Source organism: Rhodanobacter sp. UC4437_H4 (assembly GCF_052978425.1).
Genome location: NZ_CM129673.1, coordinates 1,228,254 through 1,253,526, shown reverse-complemented (window position 1 = coordinate 1,253,526; position 25,273 = coordinate 1,228,254). Strand labels below are relative to the sequence as shown.

Below are 25,273 nucleotides of genomic sequence, written 5' to 3'. Positions count from 1 at the left end.
CGCTCAGCGCGGACTCAACACGATGGTGTTCCCGCGCGCGGTGGCCTTGACCGGGAAGCCGCGCGTCAGCAGCCGCACGAAGGCGTCGGTGTTGGACCAGCGGAAGTTGCCGCCCACGCGCATGGCGCCGACCCGCGCATCGTCGATCACGATCTTGCGCTGGTTGTAGCGGTTGAACTCGGCCACGGCGGTGGCCAGCGGAGTGTCGTGGAAGCTGACGAAACCGTTGCGCCAGCTCAGGTATTCCTGCGCCTGCTGCACGGTTCCCGAATGCACGACCACGCCGCCATCGTTGGCGATGGCCACGCTGCCGGCCGGCAACAGGGTGGTGGCCTGGTGCGGGCCGTCGGGACGACCGTCGGATTCCAGCCGCACCAGGCCCTGGGTGACCACCACGCGCAGATCCGCCGCGTCACGGCGCACCGCGAAGCGTGTGCCGACGGCGATCACCCGGCGCGCGTCGGCGCTGACCACGAACGGTCGTGCGCGATCCTTGGCCACGCTGAAGAACGCCTCGCCTTGCTCGAGATCGACGTGGCGTTCGCGGCGCGACCAGGTCAGCCGGATGCGGCTGTCGCTGCTGAGCGTGGCCACCGAGCCGTCCGCCAGTTGCACCTCGCGCAGCTCGCCGACGGCGGTTCGATAGGATGCCTGCTCCACCGCGCCGTACCCATGCCAGGCCAGCGCCAGCGTCACGACCACCAGCAGCGAAGCGGCGACCGCCAGCAGCCGGGCGTGCGGCCAGGATCGGCGTCGCGTGGCTGCCCGCCAGCCGCGCGGAGTCGCGGCAGGGTGCGGTTGCGCCAGCGCAGGTGCACCGGTGTGCGGCGTCGCCCAACTGCCACGCGGCGGCACGCCGCCGGCGCGCCAGCCGGCACCCAGCGCCTGCAGCCGGCCGCTTTGCTGCCACGCCGCGTCGAGCCGCACGTAGGCCACCCGGTGCGCGGTTGACGCATCCAGCCACGCGTCCAGCCGGCGCTGGTCGCGCTCGTTCCAGTGCTCGCCGTCGCGTCGGGCCAGCCAGCTCGCGGCGATGTGTTCGATCTCCCTGCTACTGGTCATGACCAAGCTCGATGGCGGTTTCCTGTTCGCCTGCACGGGTGTGGCGATGGGCGTGGCGATCGCCGTGCACATACTGAGCGATCAGCCGCGCGCCCTTGGCGATCTGCTTCTCCACGGTCTTCTCGCTGATGCCCATGCGGGCGGCGACCTGTTTCTGCGACAACTGCTCGACGCGGCGCAGCCAGACCACCTCGCGGCAGCGGTCGGGCAGGCGGTCGAATGCGTCGGCGAGGCGTTTCAACTCCTGGTGTGCGTCCAGCCGGCGGTCCGGCGTGACCTCGTCCACCGAGACGTTCAACGCGTCGATATCACCCACGGCCTCGATCGAGACCACCCGTTCGCGGCGCAGGCGGTCGGTCATCAGGTGGCGCGCCGTGGTGAACATGAACGACTTGGGTTGGGTCGGGCGCGACCGTGCCGCGGCTTCGTAGACGCGAACGTAGATCTCCTGGCGCAGGTCGTGGACCTCCTCGCGACGGAACCAGCTGCGCCGCAGATAGCGCATCAGGGCGCCCTCGTGGACGAGGATTTCGCGGGCAAACCAGCTGTTGAGGGAATTGTCCACGTGGCGACCTTAGCGCCAATCCGGGGCGGCTGGACAGCGGGGCGAACGTGGGGGATATCCGCGGGCCGCTCGTCCCGGACGATAACCACGGACGGGCATGCGCCCGCTCTGTCATGGCCCGGGGAAGTGCCGATGAAAACGTTCCGACCAACTTTCCGCTGGCTGTGGCTGGCGTGCTGCCTGCTGTTGGCGGCCTTCGGGCCCGGCAGCGTGGCCAAGCCGTCGGGTGCAGGCTACGACTATTACCGGATCGGCAAGCTCGACGCCGCGCGCCCCGGAACCACCGAGCCGGCGCTGCTGCTGATGGGCGGTGGTGACTGGCCGCCGGCGGCGTTCGCATGGTTCGCCGCCAGGGGCGGGCACGGGCATTTCGTGGTCCTGCGCGCCTCCGGTGCCGATGAATTGCAGAAGGAGCTGTACGAAGACATCGGCGGCGTGGCCTCGGTGCAGACCCTGGTGTTCCACGACCGCGCGGCGGCCAGCGATCCGCGCGTGCTGGAGATCGTGCGTTCGGCCGACGGCATCTTCATCGCCGGCGGCGACCAGGCCAACTATGTGCGGTTCTGGAAAGGCACGCCGTTGAACGCCTTGCTGGAACGCCATGTGGCGCAGGGCAAGCCGCTGGGCGGCACCAGTGCCGGCCTGGCGATCCTCGGCCGCTTTGCCTATGGCGCGCTGGACGGCGGCAGCATCACCTCGGATGAAGCGCTGGCCGATCCGCTGGGCAAGGCGGTGACCGTGGTCGAAGGTTTCCTGCATCTGCCGTACCTGCGGCACGTCATCACCGACACCCACTTCCATGCGCGCAAGCGGCTGGGCCGGTTGGTTGCGTTCATCGCCCGGTTGCGCCACGAGGGGCATGCCGACGTGATCGGCCTGGGCGTGGATGAGGATGCCGCGTTGTGCGTGGAGGCCGATGGACAAGGGCATCTGGTCACCCTGAACGACGGTTTCGCCTGGCTGGTGCGCCCCGCGGGTCCGCCGGCGCGGGTCGTTGCCGGCCAGCCGCTGGACTATCGGGGCATTCGCGTGACCGGCATCGGCCCGCACAGTCGGATCGACCTGCGCGATCTGAGCGTGCAACGCCCGGCGTTCGAGGTCACCGCTGACGTGCGCGACGGCAAGCTTGAGTTGCACGGCGATGCCGTGCCGGCCGCGACGCCGGCACGTTAGCTGGCTTCGGCGCGCGCATGGCGACGCCGGTTGCCGGCGTAGCGATCGTGGTGAGTGGGTGAAGCGGGCATAATCGCCCTTCCGATCTTGCTTTCGCGGACCCGCCATGCCCGGAAAACAGCAGGAAGTCAGTTTCCGTTTTCTCGCCCAGCCCACCGACGTCAACTTCGGCGGCAAGGTGCACGGCGGCATGGCGATGAAGTGGATCGACCAGGCCGGTTATGCCTGCGCGGTTGCCTGGAGTGGAGCGTATTGCGTCACGGCCTCGGTCAGCGGCATCCAGTTCGTGGCGCCGATCCTGATCGGCGACCTCGTCACGGTGAGGGCGCGCCTGATCCATACGGGCCGCAGCAGCATGCATCTGGCCGTCGACGTGATGGCCAGCGACTTGCGCAAGGGCGACCAGCGCCTGGCGACCAGCTGCGTGATGGTGTTTGTGGCGCTGGACGGCGCCGATGGCAAGCCCACCCCGGTGCCATGTTGGGAGCCGCGCAACGAGGCCGATCGGCGCCTGCAGGCCAAGGCCCGGCAACTGCTCGAGTTGTCCCGGGGGATGGAGCAGTTGGTCGATCCGCAAGACCTTGCCGACACCTGACGGGCACGGCCGGATGGCGCGCCGACATGCGATATGCGTGCCATGAGGTGTTGACAGTTCCCGGCACGATCCACACAATACGCGTTCTTTGTTGGAGGGATACCCAAGCGGCCAACGGGGGCAGACTGTAAATCTGCTGGCTTACGCCTTCGGTGGTTCGAATCCACCTCCCTCCACCAGCAACAAGCGACGCGAAAGCGGCGCGCAAGACACGATTTCCGCGCAGGGCGGGAGTAGTTCAATGGTAGAACCTCAGCCTTCCAAGCTGATGATGCGGGTTCGATCCCCGTCTCCCGCTCCATTGCACTGCAAGTGTCAGAAGCTGTTGATCGACGCGATCGCGGCATAAGTTTCGAATCATCCGGCAGGACGCCGGTCTGTTCTTCGTCATCATGGAGGATGGCTGAAGTTATGAAGAGTCCGACAGGATGTCGGTCTTGTCTTTGCCGTCATGGAGGACGGCTGAAATACACGCTCATGTAGCTCAGTCGGTAGAGCACTTCCTTGGTAAGGAAGAGGTCACAGGTTCGATTCCTGTCATGAGCACCAGCTTCCGGCCTTCACGGCCAGCCCGTAAACGGGCTGTTCTTTTTCTACAATTGATTGACTCCATCGGGGTTTAGCGCGCATGGCAAAGGGTAAATTCGAACGCACCAAGCCGCACGTCAACGTCGGCACGATTGGTCACGTGGATCACGGCAAGACGACGCTGACGGCGGCGCTGACGAAGGTCGGTGCCGAGCGTTTCGGTGGAGAATTCAAGGACTACAGCGCGATCGACGCGGCGCCGGAAGAGAAGGCGCGCGGCATCACGATCTCGACCGCGCACGTGGAATACGAGTCGCCGACCCGTCACTACGCGCACGTCGACTGCCCCGGCCACGCGGACTACGTGAAGAACATGATCACCGGTGCGGCGCAGATGGACGGCGCGATCCTGGTGTGCTCGGCCGCGGACGGCCCGATGCCGCAGACGCGCGAGCACATCCTGCTGTCGCGCCAGGTCGGCGTGCCGTACATCGTGGTGTTCCTGAACAAGGCGGACATGGTCGATGACGCCGAGCTGCTCGAACTGGTCGAGATGGAAGTGCGCGAGCTGCTGAGCAAGTACGACTTCCCGGGCGACGACACCCCGATCATCCATGGTTCGGCGCTGAAGGCGCTGGAAGGCGACCAGAGCGAAATCGGCGTGCCGGCGATCATCAAGCTGGTGGACGCGCTGGACAGCTACATCCCCGAGCCGGTGCGCACGATCGACAAGCCGTTCCTGATGCCGGTGGAAGACGTGTTCTCGATCTCCGGCCGCGGCACCGTGGTGACCGGTCGTATCGAGCGCGGCGTGATCAAAGTGGGCGACGAAATCGAAGTGGTCGGCATCCGCGACACGCAGAAGACCACGGTCACCGGCGTGGAGATGTTCCGCAAGCTGCTGGACCAGGGCCAGGCGGGCGACAATGCCGGCCTGCTGCTGCGCGGCCTGAAGCGCGACGACGTGGAGCGTGGCCAGGTGCTGGCCAAGCCGGGCACGATCACCCCGCACACGGACTTCGAGGCCGAGGTGTATGTGCTGTCGAAGGACGAGGGTGGCCGTCACACGCCGTTCTTCAAGGGCTACCGCCCGCAGTTCTACTTCCGCACGACCGACGTGACCGGTGCCGTGACCCTGCCGGAAGGCGTGGAAATGGTGATGCCGGGCGACAACGTGAAGATGGTGGTGAGCCTGATCCACCCGATCGCGATGGACGAAGGCCTGCGTTTCGCCATCCGCGAGGGCGGCCGCACCGTCGGCGCCGGCGTGGTGGCCAAGGTCATCAAGTAAAATACATCGGGAGTAGGGAATCGGGAATCGGGAATCGCTGGAGCGAAGCACGACACGCTCCGGATCGGTTACCATTCCCGATTCTCTATTCCCTGTTCCCGTTTTTACGCCAGTAGCTCAATTGGCAGAGCAGCGGTCTCCAAAACCGCAGGTTGGGGGTTCAAGTCCCTCCTGGCGTGCCACTTTTCCCGAGGATTCGGACGAGTGACGATGGCAGGGTCGACCGCAAGGCTCGGCGTGCTGCCGCCACTCGACAAGCGCACATGATTACCAAGGCAGAACAGCCCAAGGGCACCAACGCTGGCGACATCGGCAAGCTGATACTGGCGGGGCTGGTACTGGCAGCGGGCATCTTTGCCTATTCCTGGTTCGGTCGTGACGGCAGCGTCCCCGTGTCGATGCGCCTGCTGGGCGTGCTCGCCGCGCTGGTGATCGCCGTGGCGATCGCCGCGTTCACCGGGCTGGGGCGGCGGGTCAGGAATTTCCTGGCCGAATCGCAGTTCGAGATGCGCAAGGTGGTCTGGCCCACGCGCGACGAGACGATCAAGACGACCGGCGTCATCCTGCTGGTGGTGATCGTCCTGTCGCTGCTGCTGGGGTTGATCGACCTGATCCTGAAGTCGGTCATCCTCGACTGGCTGTTGAAGCTGGGTGGTTGAGATGAGCATGAGCAAGCGCTGGTACGTGGTGCACGCCTATTCGGGCTTCGAGAACCAGGTCAAGCGTTCTCTCGAGGAGCGCATCAAGCGCGCCGGGATGGAAGAGAAGTTCGGCGAAGTGCTGGTGCCGACCGAGGAAGTGATCGAGATGCGCGGCGGGCAGAAGCGCCGCAGCGATCGCAAGTTCTTCCCCGGCTACGTGCTGGTGCAGATCGAGTGCAGCACCGAGGGCAAGGCGCCACGCATCGACGACGAGTGCTGGCACCTGATCAAGGAAACCCCCAAGGTCATGGGGTTCATCGGCGGCACCGCCGATCGCCCGTTGCCGATCAAGGACAGCGAAGCCGACGCCATTCTCAGTCGCGTGCGCGAGGGCGTCGAGAAGCCCAAGCCGAAGGTGCTGTTCGAGCCGGGCGAGATGGTGCGCGTCACCGAGGGCCCGTTCAACGATTTCAACGGCGTGGTCGAGGAAGTCAACTACGAGAAGAGCCGCCTGCGCGTGGCCGTGTTGATCTTCGGGCGTTCGACCCCGGTGGAACTGGAGTTCGGTCAGGTCGAAAAGGCCTGAGTCCAGGGAAAAGATTGCCCGGAGCGCACTCGCTCGGCATCTTCGTCTTTTCCTCCGCTGGCGGGGGAGGGTAGCGCCGGTCAGGCCGACACTCTCCGCTTCCAATTTCGGTCTTGGTGCCGCAACTGGCACGGGGCTTGCTGATGATCCGGTAAATCTCTATACTGCGCGGTTCACGCGGGGTCTTTTTGGCCCGGCGTGTCCGCGTTTCGGATCTGCACGAGGCAGGTCTTCCTTCCATCCACGGAGCGGTGAACAGCGAGGAGCCGCAAGGCGCCTGGACTCGCGAGGAAAATCCCATGGCAAAGAAAGTTGTCGGTTACATCAAGCTGCAGGTCAAGGCCGGTCAGGCCAACCCCTCGCCGCCGGTCGGTCCCGCCCTCGGTCAGCGCGGCCTGAACATCATGGAGTTCTGCAAGGCGTTCAATGCCGCCACGCAGAAGCTGGAGCCGGGTCTGCCGATCCCGACCATCATCACGGCCTATTCCGACCGCAGCTTCACCTTCATCACCAAGACCCCGCCCGCCACCATCCTTCTGAAGAAGGCCACCGGCGTCGCCAAGGGTTCGCAGAAGCCGAACACCGACAAGGTCGGCAAGGTCACCCGCAAGCAGCTGGAAGACATTGCCAAGCAGAAGGAGCCGGATCTGACGGCTGCCGATCTCGACGCCGCGGTGCGCACCATTGCCGGTAGCGCCCGCAGCATGGGCCTTGTGGTGGAGGGTTAAGACATGGCAAAGCTCACGAAGCGCATGAAAGCCGCGCAGGCCGCGGTGCAGCCGGGCAAGTTCTACGGCCTGGAAGAGGCCCTGAAGATCGTCAAGGACAACGCCAAGGCGAAGTTCGCCGAGTCGGTGGACGTGGCGGTGCGCCTGGGTATCGACGCAAAGAAGTCGGACCAGGGCGTGCGTGGCTCCTCGCTGCTGCCGCATGGCACCGGCAAGACCGTCAAGGTCGCCGTGTTCTGCCCGCCTGGCGAGAAGGCCGAGGCGGCCAAGGCCGCCGGTGCCGACGCGGTCGGCATGGACGACCTGGCCGAGCGCATGCAGGGCGGTGATCTCGACTTCGGTCGCGTGATCGCCACGCCGGACGCGATGCGCGTGGTAGGCAAGCTCGGCCAGTTGCTCGGCCCGCGCGGCCTGATGCCGAACCCGAAGGACGGATCGGTCACCGCCGACGTCGCCACCGCGGTGAAGAACGCCAAGGCCGGCCAGGTGAAGTTCCGCAACGACAAGGCTGGCATCGTCCACGCCACCATCGGCAAGGCCAGCTTCGAGGCCGCCCAGCTGGCGGACAACCTCAACGCGCTGATCGCCGATGTGATCAAGGCCAAGCCGTCGACGGCCAAGGGCGTGTTCCTGCAGAAAGTGGCGTTGTCCAGCACGATGGGCGTCGGCGTTGCCGTCGATACCTCGTCGCTGACAATCGCCGCCAAGTAATCAAGCCCCGCGTCGACCTCGAAGTCGACGCGGGCAGTTTTTGAGGGCAGTCCCGGCCCGTTCGCGAAGCCGGGATCGCTGTCAAAGACCGCAGGCGCAACCAACGCGCGACGACGACGGGCAGGGAGCTCGAACCTGGCAGGGAATCGCCGCGTCGCCAACGGGGTTGCTTAATCGGAGTCGCCACGATCCGGCCTGCGCAGATGGTGCTGCCCCTACTGGAACGGTTCGTTGTTCAGTTCTGGAAAGGCCAACACCCGGGGCACGAGGTGTCCCCGGCGCCAGGGATGGCGTCGCCCAGGACCGCAAGCGGCAGGAGCCGCGAGCGGAGTTCATTTGGAGGAGTGCAATGGCTCTCAATCTGTCTCAGAAGCAAGAAGTAGTCGCAGAGCTGGCTGAAGTTGCCGCGAAGGCTCACTCCCTGGTCGCTGCCGAGTATGCGGGCACCACGGTCGCTCAGATGACCGCGATGCGCAAGAAGGCCCGCGAATCCGGTGTGTACTTGCGAGTCGTCAAGAACACGCTGGCGTCGCGCGCCGTGGCCGGTACCGAGTTCGAGGTCGTCAAGGACGCCCTGGTCGGTCCGCTGCTGTACGCATTCTCGACGGAAGAACCCGGCGCTGCCGGGCGTCTGATCAAGGAGTTCGCCAAGGACAACGACAAGCTGCAGGCGAAGCTCGTCTCGGTCGAAGGCAAGCTGCTGCCGGCCTCGCACGTCGACGTGCTGGCCTCGCTGCCGACCCGCGAACAGGCGTTGGCCATGCTGGCCCGCGTGCTGGCCGAGCCGGCCACGATGTTCGCCCGCGTCGTCAAGGCGGTGGCCGACCAGCAGGGTGGTGGCGAAGTCGCCGCCGAAGCCCCGGCTGAAGCCGAACCGGCCTGATCGATCTGCGTCTCATCAAACCGAACCGAAATACATCCAGAGGTAAATGCAATGTCCCTGACCAACGAACAGATCGTTGAAGCCGTCGCCGCCAAGTCGCTGATGGAAGTGATGGACCTGGTGAAGGCGATCGAAGAGAAGTTTGGCGTGACCGCCGCCGCCCCGGTGATGGTCGCTGCCGGCCCGGCTGCTGCCGGCCCGGCTGCCGAAGCGCAGACCGAGTTCGACGTGATCCTGAAGAGCGCCGGTGCCAAGAAGGTCGACGTGATCAAGGCTGTCCGCGCGATCACCGGCCTGGGCCTGAAGGAAGCCAAGGACCTCACCGAGGCCGGCGGCGTCCTGAAGGAAGCCGTGTCGAAGGAAGACGCCGACAAGTTCAAGAAGGATCTGGAAGCTGCCGGCGCCACCGTCGAATTGAAGTAATCGGCGTTTGTACGCCGCTGCTTCGACTTGATGTCAAGCGAGCCTGGGAGCGAAAGCTCCCGGGCTTTGCCCGTTTGAACGGGAATGGGGAATGGAGAATGGCGAATCGTCAGTAACGGCCTTCGGGCCTTGACCGATTCCCCATTCTCGATTCCCGAATCCCCGGCCCGGATGGCGTTGGCCGTCCGGCAAAGACAAATCATCCCTTCAGCCGGTGTGTGCACCGCCGGCGTCACTGCGAACCGAGGCGCTACCGATCATGGCCTACTCGTTTACCGAGAAGAAACGCATCCGCAAGGACTTTGGCAAGCGTCCGCCCGTACTGGGCGTGCCCAACCTGCTGACCATCCAGACCGATTCCTACCGTGAGTTCCTGCAGGAGCACGTCGCGCCGAAGCAACGCGGCGAGAAGGGTTTGCATGCCGCGTTGAAGTCGGTGTTCCCGATCTCCAGCTATTCGGGCAATGCCGCACTCGAGTATGTCGACTACCGCCTCGGCGAGCCGGCGTTCGACGAGCGCGAATGCCGCAACCGCGGCATGACCTTCGGCGCGCCGCTGCGCACCACCGTGCGTCTGGTCATCTACGACAAGGACAGCCCGGCCTCCAAGAAGGTGGTCAAGTACATCAAGGAGCAGGAGGTCTACATGGGCGAGATTCCGCTCATGACCGACACCGGCACCTTCATCATCAACGGCACCGAGCGCGTGATCGTCTCGCAGCTGCATCGTTCGCCGGGCGTGTTCTTCGACCACGACCGCGGCAAGACGCACAGCTCGGGCAAGCTGCTGTTCTCGGCTCGCGTGATCCCCTACCGCGGCTCATGGCTGGACTTCGAGTTCGACCCGAAGGACGCGCTGTTCACCCGCATCGATCGTCGCCGCAAGTTGCCGGTGACGGTGCTGCTGCGTGCGCTCGGCTACAACAACGAAGAGATGCTGGGCATCTTCTTCGAGCACAACGTGTTCCACCTGGGCAAGAAGGGCGGCACCACGCTGGAGCTGGTTGCCGAGCGCCTTCGCGGCGAGACGCTGAGCTTCGACCTGGCCATCGGCGGCAAGGTGCTGGTGGAAGCCGGCAAGCGCATCACCGCGCGCCACGTGCGCCAGCTGGCGGCCGAGAACATCACCGCGCTGGAAGTACCGGATGACTATCCGGTCGGCCGCATCGTGGCGAAGGACATCGTCGACAGCAAGACCGGCGAGCTGCTGGCCTCGGCGAACGACGAGATCACCGCCGAGCAGTTGGAGAACTTCCGCAAGGCCGGCATCGAGATCGTGCCGACGTTGTACGTCAACGACCTGGACCGCGGCGCCTACATCTCGCACACCCTGCGCATCGACAACACCACGACGCCGCTGGAGGCGCTGGTGGAGATCTACCGCATGATGCGTCCGGGCGAGCCGCCGACCAAGGACGCCGCGCAGAACCTGTTCTTCAACCTGTTCTTCACCTTCGACCGTTACGACCTGTCGAGCGTGGGCCGGATGAAGTTCAACCGCCGCGTGGGCCGCAAGGAAATCCTCGGCCCGGGCGTGCTGTACGACTACAAGTACTTCAGCGAACGCAAGGAAGAGGAGTCGCAGCGACTGGTCGCCGAGCAGGGCGAGAGCTCCGACATCCTCGACGTGCTGAAGGTGCTGATCGACATCAAGAACGGCCACGGCACCGTGGACGACATCGACCACCTGGGCAACCGCCGCGTGCGTTCGGTGGGCGAAATGGCGGAGAACACCTTCCGCATCGGGTTGGTGCGCGTGGAGCGTGCGGTTCGCGAACGCCTCAGCCTGGCCGAGGCCGATGGCCTGACCCCGCAGGACCTGATCAATGCCAAGCCGGTCGCGGCGGCGGTGAAGGAGTTCTTCGGTTCCTCGCAGCTGTCGCAGTTCATGGACCAGAACAACCCGCTGTCGGAAGTCACCCACAAGCGCCGCGTCTCCGCGCTCGGGCCGGGTGGCCTTACCCGCGAACGCGCCGGCTTCGAGGTGCGCGACGTGCATCCGACCCATTACGGCCGCGTCTGCACCATCGAAACGCCGGAAGGCCCGAACATCGGCCTGATCAACTCGCTGGCCGTTTACGCGCGCACCAACGCCTACGGCTTCCTCGAGACGCCGTACCGCAAGGTGGCCGGCGGCAAGGTCACCGACACGGTCGATTACCTGTCGGCGATCGAGGAGGGCGACCACGTGATCGCGCAGGCGAACTCGCCGCTGGACAAGCATGGCGCCTTCATCGAGGACTTCGTGTCCTGCCGCTTCCGCGGTGAATCCGAGCTGCGCCCGGCGTCCGAAGTGGACTACATGGACGTCTCGCCGATGCAGACCGTGTCGGTCGCCGCGGCGCTGGTGCCGTTCCTGGAGCACGACGACGCGAACCGCGCACTGATGGGCGCGAACATGCAGCGTCAGGCGGTACCGACCCTGCGTTCGCAGACCCCGCTGGTCGGCACCGGCGTCGAGCGCGCCGTGGCGCGCGACTCCGGCGTCATCGTCTCGGCCAAGCGCGGCGGCGTGATCGACCAGGTCGACGCGGCGCGCATCGTGGTGCGCGTGAACGAGGACGAGGTGGGCGACAACGACGCCGGCGTCGACATCTACACGCTGACCAAGTACACCCGCTCCAACCAGAACACCAACCTCAACCAGCGTCCGCTGGTCAACGTCGGTGACGTGGTGGCAAAGGGCGACACGCTGGCCGACGGCTCGTCGACCGACCTGGGCGAGCTCGCGCTCGGCCAGAACATGCTGATCGCGTTCATGCCGTGGAACGGCTACAACTTCGAAGACTCGATCCTGCTCTCCGAGCGTGTCGTGCAGGAAGACCGCTACACCTCGATCCACATCGAGGAGCTGTCCTGCATCGCGCGTGACACCAAGCTGGGCGCCGAGGAAATCACCGCCGACATCCCGAACGTGGGCGAGCAGGCGCTGGCGCGCCTGGACGAGTCGGGCATCGTCTACATCGGTGCCGAGGTGAAGGCCGGCGACATCATGGTCGGCAAGGTCACGCCGAAGGGCGAGAGCCAGCTGACCCCGGAAGAGAAGCTGCTGCGCGCGATCTTCGGCGAGAAGGCATCCGACGTGAAGGACAGCTCGCTGCGCGTGCCGCCGGGCATGGACGGCACCGTCATCGACGTGCAGGTGTTCACCCGTGACGGCATCGAGAAGGACAAGCGCGCCAAGCAGATCGAGGAAACCGAGGTCAAGCGGGTGCGCAAGGATCTGGACGACCAGTTCCGCATCCTGGAAGGCGCGATCTACAGCCGCATGCGCACCCAGCTGGTCGGCAAGACCGCACAGAGCGGTCCGGGCGGCCTCAAGCGCGGCACCGAGATCACCGACGCCTACCTCGACGGCCTGAAGAAGGACGACTGGTTCAAGATCAACGTCAAGGACGAGGACGTCACCGAGTTCCTCGAGCGTGCCGCCGACCAGATCAAGCGCCACAAGGAAGAGTTCGACAAGCGCTTCAAGGAGAAGCAGGGCAAGATCACCCAGGGCGACGACCTCGCGCCGGGCGTGCTGAAGATGGTCAAGGTGTTCCTGGCCGTGAAGCGCCGCATCCAGCCGGGCGACAAGATGGCCGGCCGCCACGGCAACAAGGGCGTGGTTTCCAACGTGGTGCCGGTCGAGGACATGCCGTACATGGCCAACGGCGAGGCGGTGGATATCTGCCTCAACCCGCTGGGCGTGCCTTCGCGCATGAACATCGGCCAGATTCTGGAAGTGCATCTGGGCTGGGCCGCCAAGGGCCTGGGCAAGAAGATCCAGAAGATGCTCGAGGCGCAGGAGAAGGTGGTCGAGATCCGCAAGTTCCTCGACCAGATCTACAACACCCACGTCGCCGGCGCGGTGCAGCACGTCGACCTGAAGTCGCTCACCGACAAGGAGATCCTGGCGCTCGCCACCAACCTGCAGGAAGGCGTGCCGATGGCGACGCCGGTGTTCGACGGCGCCGAGGAGACCGAGATCAAGGCGATGCTGAAGCTGGCGGATCTGCCCGAGTCGGGCCAGACCACGCTGTACGACGGTCGCACCGGCGAGGCGTTCGATCGCCCGGTCACCGTGGGCTACATGCATTACCTGAAGCTCAACCACCTGGTTGACGACAAGATGCACGCACGCTCCACCGGCCCGTACTCGCTGGTCACCCAGCAGCCGCTGGGCGGCAAGGCGCAGTTCGGCGGCCAGCGCTTCGGCGAAATGGAAGTCTGGGCGCTGGAAGCCTACGGCGCGGCCTACACCCTGCAGGAAATGCTGACGGTGAAGTCCGATGACGTGCAGGGCCGCAACCAGATGTACAAGAACATCGTCGACGGCAACCACGAGATGTCGGCAGGCATGCCGGAGTCCTTTAATGTGCTGGTGAAGGAAATCCGCTCGCTCGCCATCAACATCGACCTGGAAGAGGTCAAGTGATCGACGGGGTTCGGGATACGGGATTACCAGACATTCGTCTGTTAAAAGCCGGGATTTGCAAAAGCAAACCCGGTCCCGGCCCCGGATCCGGCGAACCTGATCTTGTTCGAACTGCGGACCTCGACCCAAGAATTTGCTCCGACCGGAGATTCAAATGAAAGACTTGCTCAACCTCTTCAACCAGCAGCGTGCGACGCCGGATTTCGACGCGATCAAGATTGCGCTCGCGTCGCCGGAGCTGATCCGCTCGTGGTCGTACGGTGAAGTGAAGAAGCCGGAGACGATCAACTACCGTACCTTCAAGCCGGAGCGTGACGGCCTGTTCTGCGCGGCCATCTTCGGTCCGGTGAAGGACTACGAGTGCCTGTGCGGCAAGTACAAGCGCATGAAGCATCGCGGCGTGGTCTGCGAGAAGTGCGGCACGGAAGTGACGCTGGCCAAGGTGCGTCGCGAGCGCATGGGCCATATCGAACTGGCCAGCCCGACCGCCCACATCTGGTTCCTCAAGTCGCTGCCCTCGCGCATCGGCCTGATGCTGGACATGACCCTGCGCGACATCGAGCGCATCCTGTACTTCGAAGCCTTCGTGGTGATCGACCCGGGCATGACCGCGCTGGAGCGCGGCCAGCTGCTCAGCGAGGACCAGTACCTGGAGGCGACCGAGGAACACGGCGACGAGTTCGACGCGCGGATGGGTGCCGAGGCGGTATTCCACCTGCTGAAGTCGCTCGACCTGCCGGGCGAAGTCATCCGCCTGAAGGAAGAGATCGCTTCCACCAATTCCGAGACCAAGCTGAAGCGGCTGACCAAGCGCGTCAAGCTGATCGAGGCGTTCCTGGAATCCGGCAACAAACCGGAGTGGATGGTGCTGACCGTTCTTCCCGTGCTGCCGCCGGATCTGCGTCCGCTGGTGCCGCTGGATGGCGGCCGCTTCGCGACCTCCGACCTGAACGACCTGTACCGTCGCGTCATCAACCGCAACAACCGCCTGAAGCGGCTGCTCGAGCTCAATGCGCCGGACATCATCGTGCGCAACGAGAAGCGCATGCTGCAGGAATCGGTCGATGCGCTGCTCGACAACGGCCGCCGCGGCCGTGCCATCACCGGCACCAACAAGCGCGCGCTGAAGTCGCTGGCCGACATGATCAAGGGCAAGCAGGGCCGCTTCCGCCAGAACCTGCTGGGCAAGCGCGTTGACTACTCCGGTCGTTCGGTGATCGTGGTCGGTCCGACCCTGCGCCTGCACCAGTGCGGTCTGCCGAAGAAGATGGCGCTGGAGCTGTTCAAGCCCTTCATCTTCGCCAAGCTGCAGGCGCGTGGCGAAGCCACCACCATCAAGGCGGCGAAGAAGCTGGTCGAGCGCGAAGAGGCCCAGGTGTGGGACATCCTCGAAGAGGTGATCCGCGAACATCCGGTACTGCTGAACCGTGCGCCGACCCTGCATCGCCTCGGCATCCAGGCGTTCGAGCCGAAGCTGATCGAAGGCAAGGCGATCCAGCTGCATCCGCTGGTCTGCACCGCGTTCAACGCCGACTTCGACGGCGACCAGATGGCTGTCCACGTGCCGCTGTCGATCGAGGCGCAGCTGGAAGCGCGCACCTTGATGATGTCGACCAACAACATCCTGTCGCCGGCGAACGGCGAGCCGATCATCGTGCCGACCCAGGACGTCGTGCTGGGCCTGTATTACCTGACCCGTGAGCTGATCAACGCCAAGGGCACCGGCATGGTGTTCTCCGGCATTGGCGAGGCACGTCGCGCATACGACAACCGCGCAGTCGAGTTGCACGCCAAGGTCAAGGTGCGCATGAAGCTGGTGCACATCGCCGAAGACGGTACCCGCACGCAGCAGACCAGGATCGTCGATACGACGGTCGGTCGCGCCTTGCTGGCCGAGATCATGCCCGAGGGCCTCCCGTTCGAGCTGGCCAACACCGAGCTGACGAAGAAGAACATCTCGCGTCTGATCAACTCCAGCTACCGTCTGCTGGGCCTGAAGGACACGGTCGTGTTCGCCGATCAGCTGATGTATGCCGGCTATCGCTACGCGACTCGTTCGGGCATCTCGATCGGCATCGACGACATGCTGATTCCGGCCGAGAAAAAGCCGATCCTGGAAGAGGCCGAGAAGGAAGTCGTCGAGATCCAGCAGCAGTACCAGTCCGGTCTGGTCACCGCCGGCGAGCGCTACAACAAGGTGGTCGACATCTGGTCGCGCACCAGCGAGCTGGTGGCCAAGGCGATGATCGACGGCATCGGCACCGAGAAGGTGGTCGATGCCGACGGCAAGACGGTCAACCAGAAGTCGATGAACTCGCTGTACATCATGGCCGACTCCGGCGCGCGTGGCTCGGTGGCGCAGATTCGCCAGCTGGCCGGCATGCGCGGCCTGATGGCGCGCCCGGACGGCTCGATCATCGAGACCCCGATCAAGGCCAACTTCCGCGAAGGCCTGAACGTGCTGCAGTACTTCAACTCGACCCACGGCGCCCGCAAGGGCCTGGCCGATACCGCGCTGAAGACCGCCAACTCCGGTTACCTGACCCGTCGCCTGGTCGACGTGGCGCAGGACGTGGTCATCACCATGGACGACTGCGGCACCGAGGACGGCATCACCATGCAGCCGATCGTCGAAGGCGGCGACGTGGTCGAGCCGTTGCGCGACCGCGTGCTCGGCCGCGTGGTGGTCGAGGACGTCTACGCCCCGGGCGACGACGACCAGCCGATCGTCACCCGCGACACCCTGCTCAACGAGGCACTGGTCGAGAAGCTGGACAAGGCCGGCGTGCAGATCATCAAGGTGCGTTCGCCGATCACCTGCGAAGCCGAACATGGCGTGTGCAAGCTGTGCTACGGCCGCGATCTGGCCCGTGGCCATCTGGTCAACATGGGCGAGGCCGTGGGCGTGGTGGCCGCGCAGTCGATCGGCGAGCCCGGCACCCAGCTGACCATGCGCACCTTCCACATCGGCGGTGCGGCTTCGCGTGCGGCGGCGGTGGACAACGTGACGGTGAAAACCACCGGTTCGCTGAAGTACAACAACCTGAAGTCGGTGCAGCACAAGCAGGGCCATCTGGTGGCGGTGTCGCGTTCCGGCGAACTGAGCGTGATCGACGCCAGCGGCCGCGAGCGCGAGCGCTACAAGGTGCCGTACGGCGCCACCATCGCGGTCAAGGACGGTGCGGCGGTCAAGCCGGGCCAGACCGTGGCCAACTGGGACCCGCATACCCACCCGATCGTCACCGAGGTGGCTGGCGTGGTGCGCTTCATCGACTTCCTCGACGGCGTCACCGTGCAGAGCCAGACCGACGAACTCACCGGCCTGGAGTCGGCGGTGGTCACCGATCCGAAGCGCCGCGGCGCACAGGCGAAGGACCTGCGTCCGATCGTGCGCCTGGAAGACGCCAAGGGCCGCGAGCTGAAGCTGCCGGGCACCGACATCGCCGCGCAGTACTTCCTGCCGGCCGGTGCCATCGTGTCGATCCAGAACGGCGCCGAGGTGGGCGTGGGCGACGTGATCGCGCGCATTCCGCAGGAAAGCTCGAAGACCCGCGACATCACCGGCGGTCTGCCGCGCGTGGCCGACCTGTTCGAGGCGCGCAAGCCGAAGGAGCCGGCGATCCTGGCCGAGCGTTCGGGCATCGTCAGCTTCGGCAAGGACACCAAGGGCAAGCAGCGCCTGGTCATCAAGGACGTCGACGGCAACGAGCACGAGGAACTGATTCCGAAGTGGCGTCAGGTCATCGTGTTCGAGGGCGAGCATGTGGAGAAGGGCGAAACCGTCGTCGACGGCGAGCCGAGTCCGCATGACATCCTGCGCCTGCTGGGCGTGGAGCCGCTGGCCGGTTACCTGGTCAAGGAGATCCAGGACGTGTATCGCCTGCAGGGCGTGAAGATCAACGACAAGCACATCGAGGCGATCATTCGCCAGATGCTGCGCAAGATCGAGATCGTCGAGCCGGGCGACAGCCATTACCTGCGCGGAGAGCAGATCGAGCGCGTGCGGATCAACGCCGAGAACGAGCGGGCCGTGGCCAAGGGCGAGCGACCGGCCGAATACCAGTCGATCCTGCTTGGCATCACCAAGGCTTCGCTGGCGACCGAGTCGTTCATTTCGGCCGCCTCGTTCCAGGAAACCACCCGCGTGTTGACCGAAGCTGCGGTGCGCGGCACCCGTGATACCTTGCGGGGCCTGAAGGAAAATGTTATTGTCGGCCGTCTCATTCCGGCAGGCACGGGCTTGGCGTACCACGCATTGCGTCGTCGCCAGGGCGGTTTGACCGCCACGGAGCTCGAGACGCTTTCCGGAACCACGCCTGCGACCCCGGTCGCAGAGGTGACCGGTGCAGATGGTGGTGCCGAGTAAGCCCGTTCGAGGCTTCACTCGCTGACATACGAAATGAGGCGCAGGGACGCGCCTCGTGTTCGGGTCAAGGACGGCAGGGCGTCAGCTTGCCCATGGCAAGCGGCTCATGTTAAATTCCCGCTTCTTGGCAGACCGAGCTTGATCGGGCTGCCTTTATGTTTTCAGGAACAGCTACGCATGACGACAGTCAACCAGTTGGTGCGCAAGAACCGCAGTCCCAAGACCTACAAGAGCGGTTCGCCGGCCTTGCAGAGCAGCCCGCAGCGCCGCGGCGTCTGCACGCGCGTTTACACCACCACCCCGAAAAAGCCGAACTCGGCCCTGCGCAAGGTCGCCAAGGTGCGCCTGACCAACGGTTTCGAGGTCATCAGCTACATCGGCGGTGAAGGGCACAACCTGCAGGAGCACTCCGTGGTGCTGATCCGCGGCGGCCGTGTCAAGGACCTGCCGGGTGTGCGCTACCACACGGTGCGCGGCAGCCTCGATTGCGCCGGCGTGACCAAGCGCCGCCAGTCGCGTTCCAAGTACGGCGCCAAGCGCCCGAAGAAGTAACGCCCGGGCCTGCCAGGCAGGCGGGCAGGGTCGACCGCCCGGGTTGCCGGGTCGGGCACCTGCAAGAGTGAGACATCTGGAAAGTGCGGCCATGGACGGGCGCTTTGGCTTCGCAGGCGGGATGCCTGCAAAAACATCGATGCGGCCATAACGGCTGCTTTTCGTGCGGGCAGGGTTGCCTGCGAAAACAACGGACAACAAACATGTCGCGCAAAGGTTCACATCCCGCCCGTCTGGTTCTGCCGGATCCCAAGCATGGCAGCCAGCTGATTGCCCGCTTCATCAACATGGTGATGAAGAGCGGCAAGAAGTCCGTGGCTGAGAGCATCGTTTACGGTGCGCTGCAGCACATCGGCGAAAAGAATGCCGAGCCGGTGGCCCTGGTCGAGAAGGCACTGAACAACATCGCCCCGGCGGTTGAGGTGAAGTCCCGCCGCGTGGGTGGTGCCACCTACCAGGTGCCGGTCGAGGTGCGTCCGGGCCGTCGCATGGCGCTGGCGATGCGCTGGGTCATCGATGCTGCCCGCAAGCGTGGCGAAACCTCGATGCCGCGCAAGCTGGCTGCCGAGCTGCTGGAGGCCTCCGAAAGCCGCGGCGGCGCCGCCAAGAAGCGTGAAGAGACGCACCGCATGGCCGAGGCCAACAAGGCCTTCTCGCACTATCGCTGGTAATTGAAGTTGCGCTTGCCGCCAAACAGTGGCGGCGAGCGACAAAAGCCGCCGTCCATGGCGGACCAGGGATACCGGGCCGCTTCAATGGCGGCCAAAAGCAAGCCGCCTTCAAGGGCGGATTTCTCACAAGCTCTCGGCCCGGACGGCCGCGTCCAGACATGGGGCAGGGCTGCCCGGCAAAGGTAATCATCCATGGCACGCAACACTCCCCTCGACCGCTACCGCAACTTCGGCATCATGGCCCACATCGATGCCGGCAAGACCACGACCACGGAGCGCATCCTGTTCTACACCGGCGTCAGCCACAAGATCGGCGAGGTGCATGACGGCGCGGCCACCATGGACTGGATGGAGCAGGAGCAGGAGCGCGGCATCACCATCACCTCCGCGGCTACCACGGCCTTCTGGAAGGGCATGGATGGTTCGATGGAGCAGCATCGCTTCAACATCATCGACACCCCCGGACACGTCGACTTCACCATCGAGGTGGAGCGCTCGCTGCGCGTGCTCGACGGCGCCGTATTCGTGCTGTGCGCGGTCGGTGGCGTGCAGCCGCAGTCCGAGACCGTGTGGCGCCAGGCCAACAAGTACAAGGTGCCGCGCCTTGCGTTCGTCAACAAGATGGATCGCACCGGCGCCAATTTCGAGAAGGTCGTCGGCCAGCTGAAGTCGCGCCTCGGTGCCCACCCGGTGCCGATGCAGGTGCCGATCGGTGCCGAGGACAACTTCACCGGCGTGATCGACCTGTTGCGCATGAAGGCGATCAGCTGGGACATGGAAACCCAGGGCATGAAGTTCGAGCTGAACGACATCCCCGCCGAGCTGGCCGACAAGGCGGCCGAGGCGCATTCCTTCATGGTGGAATCCGCTGCGGAAGCCACCGAAGAGCTGATGAACAAGTACCTCGAAGGCGGCGACCTCTCCACCGAGGAGATCATTGCCGGCCTGCGCCAGCGCACGCTCGCCAACGAGATCATTCCCGTGTTCTGCGGTACCGCGTTCAAGAACAAGGGCGTGCAGGCGATGCTCGACGCCGTGGTGCAGCTGTTGCCGTCGCCGGCCGACCGCCCGCCGGTGGCCGGTATCGACGAGAACGAGCAGGCGGCCACGCGCAAGGCCGATGACGCCGCGCCGTTCTCCGCGCTGGCGTTCAAGATCATGACCGACCCGTTCGTGGGCTCGCTGACGTTCTTCCGTGTCTACTCGGGCACGCTGAACTCGGGCGACGCCGTGTACAACCCGGTCAAGAGCAAGAAGGAGCGCATCGGCCGCATCCTGCAGATGCACGCGAACGAGCGTCACGAGCTGAAGGAAGTGCGTGCCGGCGACATCGCCGCCGCGGTCGGCCTCAAGGACGTGACCACCGGCGACACGCTGTGCGCGCAGGATCACGTGATTACCCTGGAGCGGATGACGTTCCCGGAGCCGGTGATTTCGATGGCGGTCGAGCCGAAGACCAAGTCGGACCAGGAAAAGATGGGCATCGCGCTGGGTCGCCTGGCTGCCGAAGATCCGTCGTTCCGCGTCCGTACCGACGAGGAATCCGGTCAGACCATCATCTCCGGCATGGGCGAGCTGCACCTGGACATCCTGGTCGATCGCATGCGCCGCGAGTTCAACGTCGAGGCCAATGTCGGCAAGCCGCAGGTGGCTTACCGCGAGACGATCCGCGCTTCGGACGTCAAGTCGGACTACAAGCACGCCAAGCAGTCGGGCGGCAAGGGTCAGTACGGCCACGTCGTGATCGAGCTGTCGCCGATGACGGAAGAGGAGCGCAAGAGCCCGGACGTCAAGGACGATTTCCTGTTCGTCAACGAGATCACCGGCGGCGTGATCCCGAAGGAGTTCATCCCCTCGGTCGAGAAGGGCCTGCGCGAGACCATCACCAGCGGTCCGCTTGCCGGGTTCCCGGTGGTGGGCGTCAAGGTGAAGCTGGTGTTCGGTTCGTATCACGACGTCGACTCGTCGGAAATGGCGTTCAAGCTGGCCGCCTCGATGGCGTTCAAGCAGGGCTTCAACAAGGCCAATCCGGTGCTGCTCGAGCCGATCATGAAGGTCGAGGTGGTGACTCCGGAGGAATATGTCGGTGACGTGATGGGCGACATGAGCCGCCGTCGCGGCCTGCTTCAGGGCCAGGACGACACGCCGTCGGGCAAGACCATCGACGCGATGGTTCCGCTGGGCGAGATGTTCGGCTATGCGACCACCATCCGCTCGCTGACCCAGGGCCGTGCAACCTTCACGATGGAGTTCGACCACTACGCCGAGGCACCGAACAACATCGCCGAGCAGGTGATCAAGAAGGCCTGATTGGCGCGATCGTCCTGATCGCAAGAGCAAGATCAAACAGCGGCCATCCATGGCCGTACTCTTCAAGAAAAGCAGTGCGACCTTCGACGGGTCGCGTAGGTTGAAAGCGACGCGGCGGACGCCGCACTGACGAACGTTCCAGCTAGAGGTCTCAAGTCATGGCAAAGGGTAAATTCGAACGCACCAAGCCGCACGTCAACGTCGGCACGATTGGTCACGTGGATCACGGCAAGACGACGCTGACGGCGGCGCTGACGAAGGTCGGTGCCGAGCGTTTCGGTGGAGAATTCAAGGACTACAGCGCGATCGACGCGGCGCCGGAAGAGAAGGCGCGCGGCATCACGATCTCGACCGCGCACGTGGAATACGAGTCGCCGACCCGTCACTACGCGCACGTCGACTGCCCCGGCCACGCGGACTACGTGAAGAACATGATCACCGGTGCGGCGCAGATGGACGGCGCGATCCTGGTGTGCTCGGCCGCGGACGGCCCGATGCCGCAGACGCGCGAGCACATCCTGCTGTCGCGCCAGGTCGGCGTGCCGTACATCGTGGTGTTCCTGAACAAGGCGGACATGGTCGATGACGCCGAGCTGCTCGAACTGGTCGAGATGGAAGTGCGCGAGCTGCTGAGCAAGTACGACTTCCCGGGCGACGACACCCCGATCATCCACGGTTCGGCGCTGAAGGCGCTGGAAGGCGACCAGAGCGAAATCGGCGTGCCGGCGATCATCAAGCTGGTGGACGCGCTGGACAGCTACATCCCCGAGCCGGTGCGCACGATCGACAAGCCGTTCCTGATGCCGGTGGAAGACGTGTTCTCGATCTCCGGCCGCGGCACCGTGGTGACCGGTCGTATCGAGCGCGGCGTGATCAAAGTGGGCGACGAAATCGAAGTGGTCGGCATCCGCGACACGCAGAAGACCACGGTCACCGGCGTGGAGATGTTCCGCAAGCTGCTGGACCAGGGCCAGGCGGGCGACAATGCCGGCCTGCTGCTGCGCGGCCTGAAGCGCGACGACGTGGAGCGTGGCCAGGTGCTGGCCAAGCCGGGCACGATCACCCCGCACACGGACTTCGAGGCCGAGGTGTATGTGCTGTCGAAGGACGAGGGTGGCCGTCACACGCCGTTCTTCAAGGGCTACCGCCCGCAGTTCTACTTCCGCACGACCGACGTGACCGGTGCCGTGACCCTGCCGGAAGGCGTGGAAATGGTGATGCCGGGCGACAACGTGAAGATGGTGGTGAGCCTGATCCACCCGATCGCGATGGACGAAGGCCTGCGTTTCGCCATCCGCGAAGGCGGCCGCACCGTCGGCGCCGGCGTGGTGGCCAAGGTCATCAAGTAACGGTTCTTGCGGGAATTCCGGCATGGATGCCGGTTTGATCTTTGCCATCAGGGAGGATGGCTGAAGTAAAGGTCACGGGGTCGCGGGACGAACGGAACCACGCGCTGCCGGGACAACTCCCGCCGTTGAACCGGCCGCGGCTGCGCCGCGCCGGTTCACCCCGGGGCGAGTCGAGGGTGAAGTTGTTTCGCACCTCTTCACTAATCCCGGATTTACCGGTATACTTCGCAGCTCACTTGTCGGACAGACGTGTTTCTGGACGACCAACCGCGAAATGAGGCACAGGACGTGCTTCGAGTTCGCTGGCCGTGGATCGGCCTTCGCAAGTCGACGTGATCGCGGGGCTAGCCCTGTTGACACGTCGTTTTGCGCGAGATTCGGATTGTGCCAGGCGAGCGGATCGATGCTCGCCTGGTGTTTTTCAAAGGGGCCGGCAAATCATCGAGGGCCCCGGACAAGTGGCAAAAGGGCAGTGCGGAGTGGTGAGAAGCCGCTCCGGCATCACAGAACGTTCTTTCGACAACAGGACACGGTTATGGCGAACCAGAAGATTCGCATTCGGCTGAAGGCATACGATCATCGACTGATCGACCGCTCCGCCAGCGAGATCGTCGAGACGGCTAAGCGCACGGGTGCCACGGTACTCGGCCCGATTCCCCTCCCGACCAAGATCGAGCGTTACACCATTCTGACGTCGCCGCACGTCGACAAGGATGCACGCGACCAGTACGAGACCCGTACGCACAAGCGTGTACTCGACATCGTCGACCCGAACGACAAGACCGTGGACGCGCTCATGAAGCTTGATCTCGCCGCTGGCGTCGATGTTCAGATCAAGCTCGGTTGAGCGACAGACAGGATACGAAGATGAGTATCGGATTGGTTGGCCGCAAATGCGGCATGAGCCGACTCTTCACTGAAGACGGCCGCTCGATTCCGGTGACGCTGATTGAAGCGACGCCGAACCGCGTGACCCAGGTGAAGACGGACGACAACGATGGCTACAGCGCCGTCCAGGTTTCCGCAGGCAGCAAGCGTGCGAACCTGCTGACGCAGCCGCTGAAGGGCCACTACGCGAAGGCGAAGGTCGAGCCGGGTCGCGGTCTGTGGGAGTTCCGCGTTGCTGCCGAGGATCTCGGCAAGTACGCGGTGGGCTCGGAGATCAAGGCGGACGACGTGTTCTCCGTCGGCCAGATCGTGGATGTCGCCGGCGTGTCGAAGGGCAAGGGCTTCCAGGGCACGATCAAGCGCTGGAACTTCAAGATGGGCGACGCTACCCACGGCAACTCGCTGTCGCATCGCGCACCGGGCTCGATCGGTCAGCGCCAGACCCCGGGTCGCGTGTTCCCCGGCAAGAAGATGGCCGGCCAGATGGGCAACGTGAATCGTACCCAGCAGGGCCTGGAAGTGGTCAAGGTCGACGCCGAGCGTCATCTGATCGCGGTCAAGGGTGCGGTACCGGGTGCCACCGGTAGCGACGTCGTCATCCGCCCGACGACCAAGAGCTGAGGAGAGACACCATGGAACTCAATGTCATGGGTGCCAAGCCGCTCAGCGTGTCGGACGAAGTGTTCGGCGGCGAGTACAAGAAGGCCCTGGTGCACCAGGTCGTGGTTGCCTATCAGGCCGCTGGCCGCGCCGGTACCAAGGCGCAGCTGTCCCGCGGCGAAATGTCCGGCACCACCAAGAAGTTCAAGAAGCAGAAGGGCGGCGGCGCCCGCCACGGTGACTACCGTGCCCCGATCTTCGTCGGTGGTGGTGTCACGTTCGCCGCCAAGCCGCGCAGCTACGAGCAGAAGGTCAACCGCAAGGCTTATCGCGTCGCGATCCGCTCGATCTTTTCCGAGCTGGTTCGCCAGGGTCGCCTGAAGGTGGTCGAGAGCTTCGGCATCGAGACGCCGAAGACCTCCGCGATGGTCGCCAAGCTGGCCGAGCTGGACGTGTCCGGTCGCGTGTTGCTGGTGTCCGAGGATGCCTCCGAATCCGTGTTCCTGGCTGCGCGCAACATCCCCTACATCCATGTGCTGGATGTCATGGGCCTGAACCCCGTCAGCCTCGTCGGCTCCGACCACGTGGTGGTCACGGTCGATGCGGTGAAGAAGATCGAGGAGTGGCTGGCATGAGCAACGAACGCATTCTCGATACGCTGCGTGCGCCGCATATCTCCGAGAAGTCGGCGCGTCTTGCCGAGCACAACCAGTATGTGTTCCTGGTCGCCCCCGCGGCGACCAAGGCCGATGTCCGCGCTGCGGTGGAAAAGCTGTTCGACGTCAAGGTCGAGCAGGTGAACCTCGTCAACGTCAAGGGCAAGGTCAAGTCCTTCCGTTTCCGCGCTGGCAATCGCCAGGGCAAGCGCAAGGCCTACGTGCGTCTTGCCGATGGCCAGGCCATCGACGTGTCCGCCAAGGCCTGAGCCAGG

General features: G+C 64.7%; 21 protein-coding genes and 4 tRNA genes. 23 read left to right on the top strand and 2 right to left on the bottom strand.

Annotation, left to right across the window (positions count from 1 at the left end; genetic code table 11):
* Window positions 1–3: 3 nt before the first annotated feature.
* Both ACVCL3_RS05960 and ACVCL3_RS05955 read right to left on the bottom strand, forming a co-directional pair.
* Window positions 4–1,062, bottom strand: a complete 1,059-nt coding sequence (locus ACVCL3_RS05960; RefSeq protein ID WP_447100695.1) for a FecR family protein — start codon at window positions 1,060–1,062, stop codon at window positions 4–6.
* Window positions 1,052–1,627: an RNA polymerase sigma factor gene (locus tag ACVCL3_RS05955; protein ID WP_395117244.1), complete on the bottom strand. Its 576-nt coding sequence runs from the start codon at window positions 1,625–1,627 to the stop codon at window positions 1,052–1,054. Before ACVCL3_RS05955 ends, ACVCL3_RS05960 begins: the two co-directional genes overlap by 11 nt.
* A 132-nt stretch (window positions 1,628–1,759) precedes the next feature.
* Between ACVCL3_RS05955 and ACVCL3_RS05950 the strand changes: the two genes are divergently transcribed.
* From ACVCL3_RS05950 to rplW, 23 genes are all read left to right on the top strand, one after another.
* Window positions 1,760–2,800: a cyanophycinase gene (locus ACVCL3_RS05950; protein WP_447100694.1), complete on the top strand. Its 1,041-nt coding sequence runs from the start codon at window positions 1,760–1,762 to the stop codon at window positions 2,798–2,800.
* Between the two features lie 106 nt (window positions 2,801–2,906).
* Window positions 2,907–3,395, top strand: coding sequence for an acyl-CoA thioesterase (locus ACVCL3_RS05945; RefSeq protein ID WP_395117248.1), 489 nt, complete (start codon window positions 2,907–2,909; stop codon window positions 3,393–3,395).
* A gap of 93 nt (window positions 3,396–3,488) precedes the next feature.
* A tRNA-Tyr gene (locus tag ACVCL3_RS05940) sits at window positions 3,489–3,574 on the top strand.
* A 48-nt stretch (window positions 3,575–3,622) separates the two neighbouring features.
* Window positions 3,623–3,696, top strand: a tRNA-Gly gene (locus tag ACVCL3_RS05935).
* Between the two features lie 172 nt (window positions 3,697–3,868).
* A tRNA-Thr gene (locus ACVCL3_RS05930) sits at window positions 3,869–3,944 on the top strand.
* A 79-nt stretch (window positions 3,945–4,023) separates the two neighbouring features.
* Window positions 4,024–5,214 (top strand): elongation factor Tu, encoded by a 1,191-nt coding sequence (tuf, locus tag ACVCL3_RS05925; protein WP_395117250.1) that lies wholly within the window; start codon window positions 4,024–4,026, stop codon window positions 5,212–5,214.
* Window positions 5,215–5,320: 106 nt separating this feature from the next.
* Window positions 5,321–5,396, top strand: a tRNA-Trp gene (locus ACVCL3_RS05920).
* 81 nt (window positions 5,397–5,477) lie between these two features.
* Complete coding sequence (gene secE, locus ACVCL3_RS05915; RefSeq protein WP_395117252.1) at window positions 5,478–5,873, top strand: preprotein translocase subunit SecE; 396 nt, start codon at window positions 5,478–5,480, stop codon at window positions 5,871–5,873.
* Between the two features lie 7 nt (window positions 5,874–5,880).
* The gene (gene nusG / locus ACVCL3_RS05910) at window positions 5,881–6,441 is read left to right on the top strand and encodes a transcription termination/antitermination protein NusG (RefSeq protein ID WP_136258106.1); all 561 of its coding nucleotides are present in this window, start codon (window positions 5,881–5,883) and stop codon (window positions 6,439–6,441) included.
* Between the two features lie 299 nt (window positions 6,442–6,740).
* On the top strand, window positions 6,741–7,169 hold the full coding sequence (gene rplK, locus ACVCL3_RS05905; RefSeq protein WP_027491701.1) for a 50S ribosomal protein L11: 429 nt from the start codon (window positions 6,741–6,743) through the stop codon (window positions 7,167–7,169).
* Window positions 7,170–7,172: 3 nt separating this feature from the next.
* Entirely contained in the window at window positions 7,173–7,880 is a 708-nt protein-coding gene (gene rplA / locus ACVCL3_RS05900) for a 50S ribosomal protein L1 (RefSeq protein WP_395117254.1), read from the top strand.
* Window positions 7,881–8,229: 349 nt separating this feature from the next.
* Entirely contained in the window at window positions 8,230–8,763 is a 534-nt protein-coding gene (gene rplJ, locus ACVCL3_RS05895; RefSeq protein ID WP_136258108.1) for a 50S ribosomal protein L10, read from the top strand.
* 51 nt (window positions 8,764–8,814) lie between these two features.
* Window positions 8,815–9,186 carry a 50S ribosomal protein L7/L12 gene (gene rplL / locus ACVCL3_RS05890; protein ID WP_136258109.1) on the top strand — a complete coding sequence of 124 codons (372 nt, stop codon included), beginning with the start codon at window positions 8,815–8,817 and terminating at the stop codon, window positions 9,184–9,186.
* 256 nt (window positions 9,187–9,442) lie between these two features.
* Window positions 9,443–13,606, top strand: a complete 4,164-nt coding sequence (gene rpoB / locus ACVCL3_RS05885) for a DNA-directed RNA polymerase subunit beta (RefSeq protein WP_395121355.1) — start codon at window positions 9,443–9,445, stop codon at window positions 13,604–13,606.
* A gap of 154 nt (window positions 13,607–13,760) precedes the next feature.
* Complete coding sequence (rpoC, locus tag ACVCL3_RS05880; RefSeq protein ID WP_395117258.1) at window positions 13,761–17,972, top strand: DNA-directed RNA polymerase subunit beta'; 4,212 nt, start codon at window positions 13,761–13,763, stop codon at window positions 17,970–17,972.
* 177 nt (window positions 17,973–18,149) lie between these two features.
* Window positions 18,150–18,524 (top strand): 30S ribosomal protein S12, encoded by a 375-nt coding sequence (rpsL, locus tag ACVCL3_RS05875; protein WP_007083021.1) that lies wholly within the window; start codon window positions 18,150–18,152, stop codon window positions 18,522–18,524.
* 203 nt (window positions 18,525–18,727) lie between these two features.
* Entirely contained in the window at window positions 18,728–19,195 is a 468-nt protein-coding gene (rpsG, locus tag ACVCL3_RS05870; RefSeq protein WP_007514548.1) for a 30S ribosomal protein S7, read from the top strand.
* 192 nt (window positions 19,196–19,387) lie between these two features.
* Window positions 19,388–21,505, top strand: coding sequence for an elongation factor G (gene fusA, locus ACVCL3_RS05865; RefSeq protein ID WP_395117261.1), 2,118 nt, complete (start codon window positions 19,388–19,390; stop codon window positions 21,503–21,505).
* Window positions 21,506–21,663: 158 nt separating this feature from the next.
* Window positions 21,664–22,854, top strand: coding sequence for an elongation factor Tu (gene tuf, locus ACVCL3_RS05860; protein WP_395117250.1), 1,191 nt, complete (start codon window positions 21,664–21,666; stop codon window positions 22,852–22,854).
* A 535-nt stretch (window positions 22,855–23,389) separates the two neighbouring features.
* Entirely contained in the window at window positions 23,390–23,701 is a 312-nt protein-coding gene (rpsJ, locus tag ACVCL3_RS05855; RefSeq protein ID WP_007082173.1) for a 30S ribosomal protein S10, read from the top strand.
* A gap of 20 nt (window positions 23,702–23,721) precedes the next feature.
* A complete protein-coding gene (rplC, locus tag ACVCL3_RS05850; protein ID WP_395117262.1) occupies window positions 23,722–24,363 on the top strand; it encodes a 50S ribosomal protein L3 in 642 nt (213 codons plus the stop codon).
* 11 nt (window positions 24,364–24,374) lie between these two features.
* Entirely contained in the window at window positions 24,375–24,977 is a 603-nt protein-coding gene (rplD, locus tag ACVCL3_RS05845; RefSeq protein ID WP_395117264.1) for a 50S ribosomal protein L4, read from the top strand.
* A complete protein-coding gene (rplW, locus tag ACVCL3_RS05840) occupies window positions 24,974–25,267 on the top strand; it encodes a 50S ribosomal protein L23 (protein WP_395117266.1) in 294 nt (97 codons plus the stop codon). The genes rplD and rplW overlap by 4 nt, the downstream gene beginning before the upstream one ends.
* The last annotated feature ends 6 nt before the right edge of the window (window positions 25,268–25,273 follow it).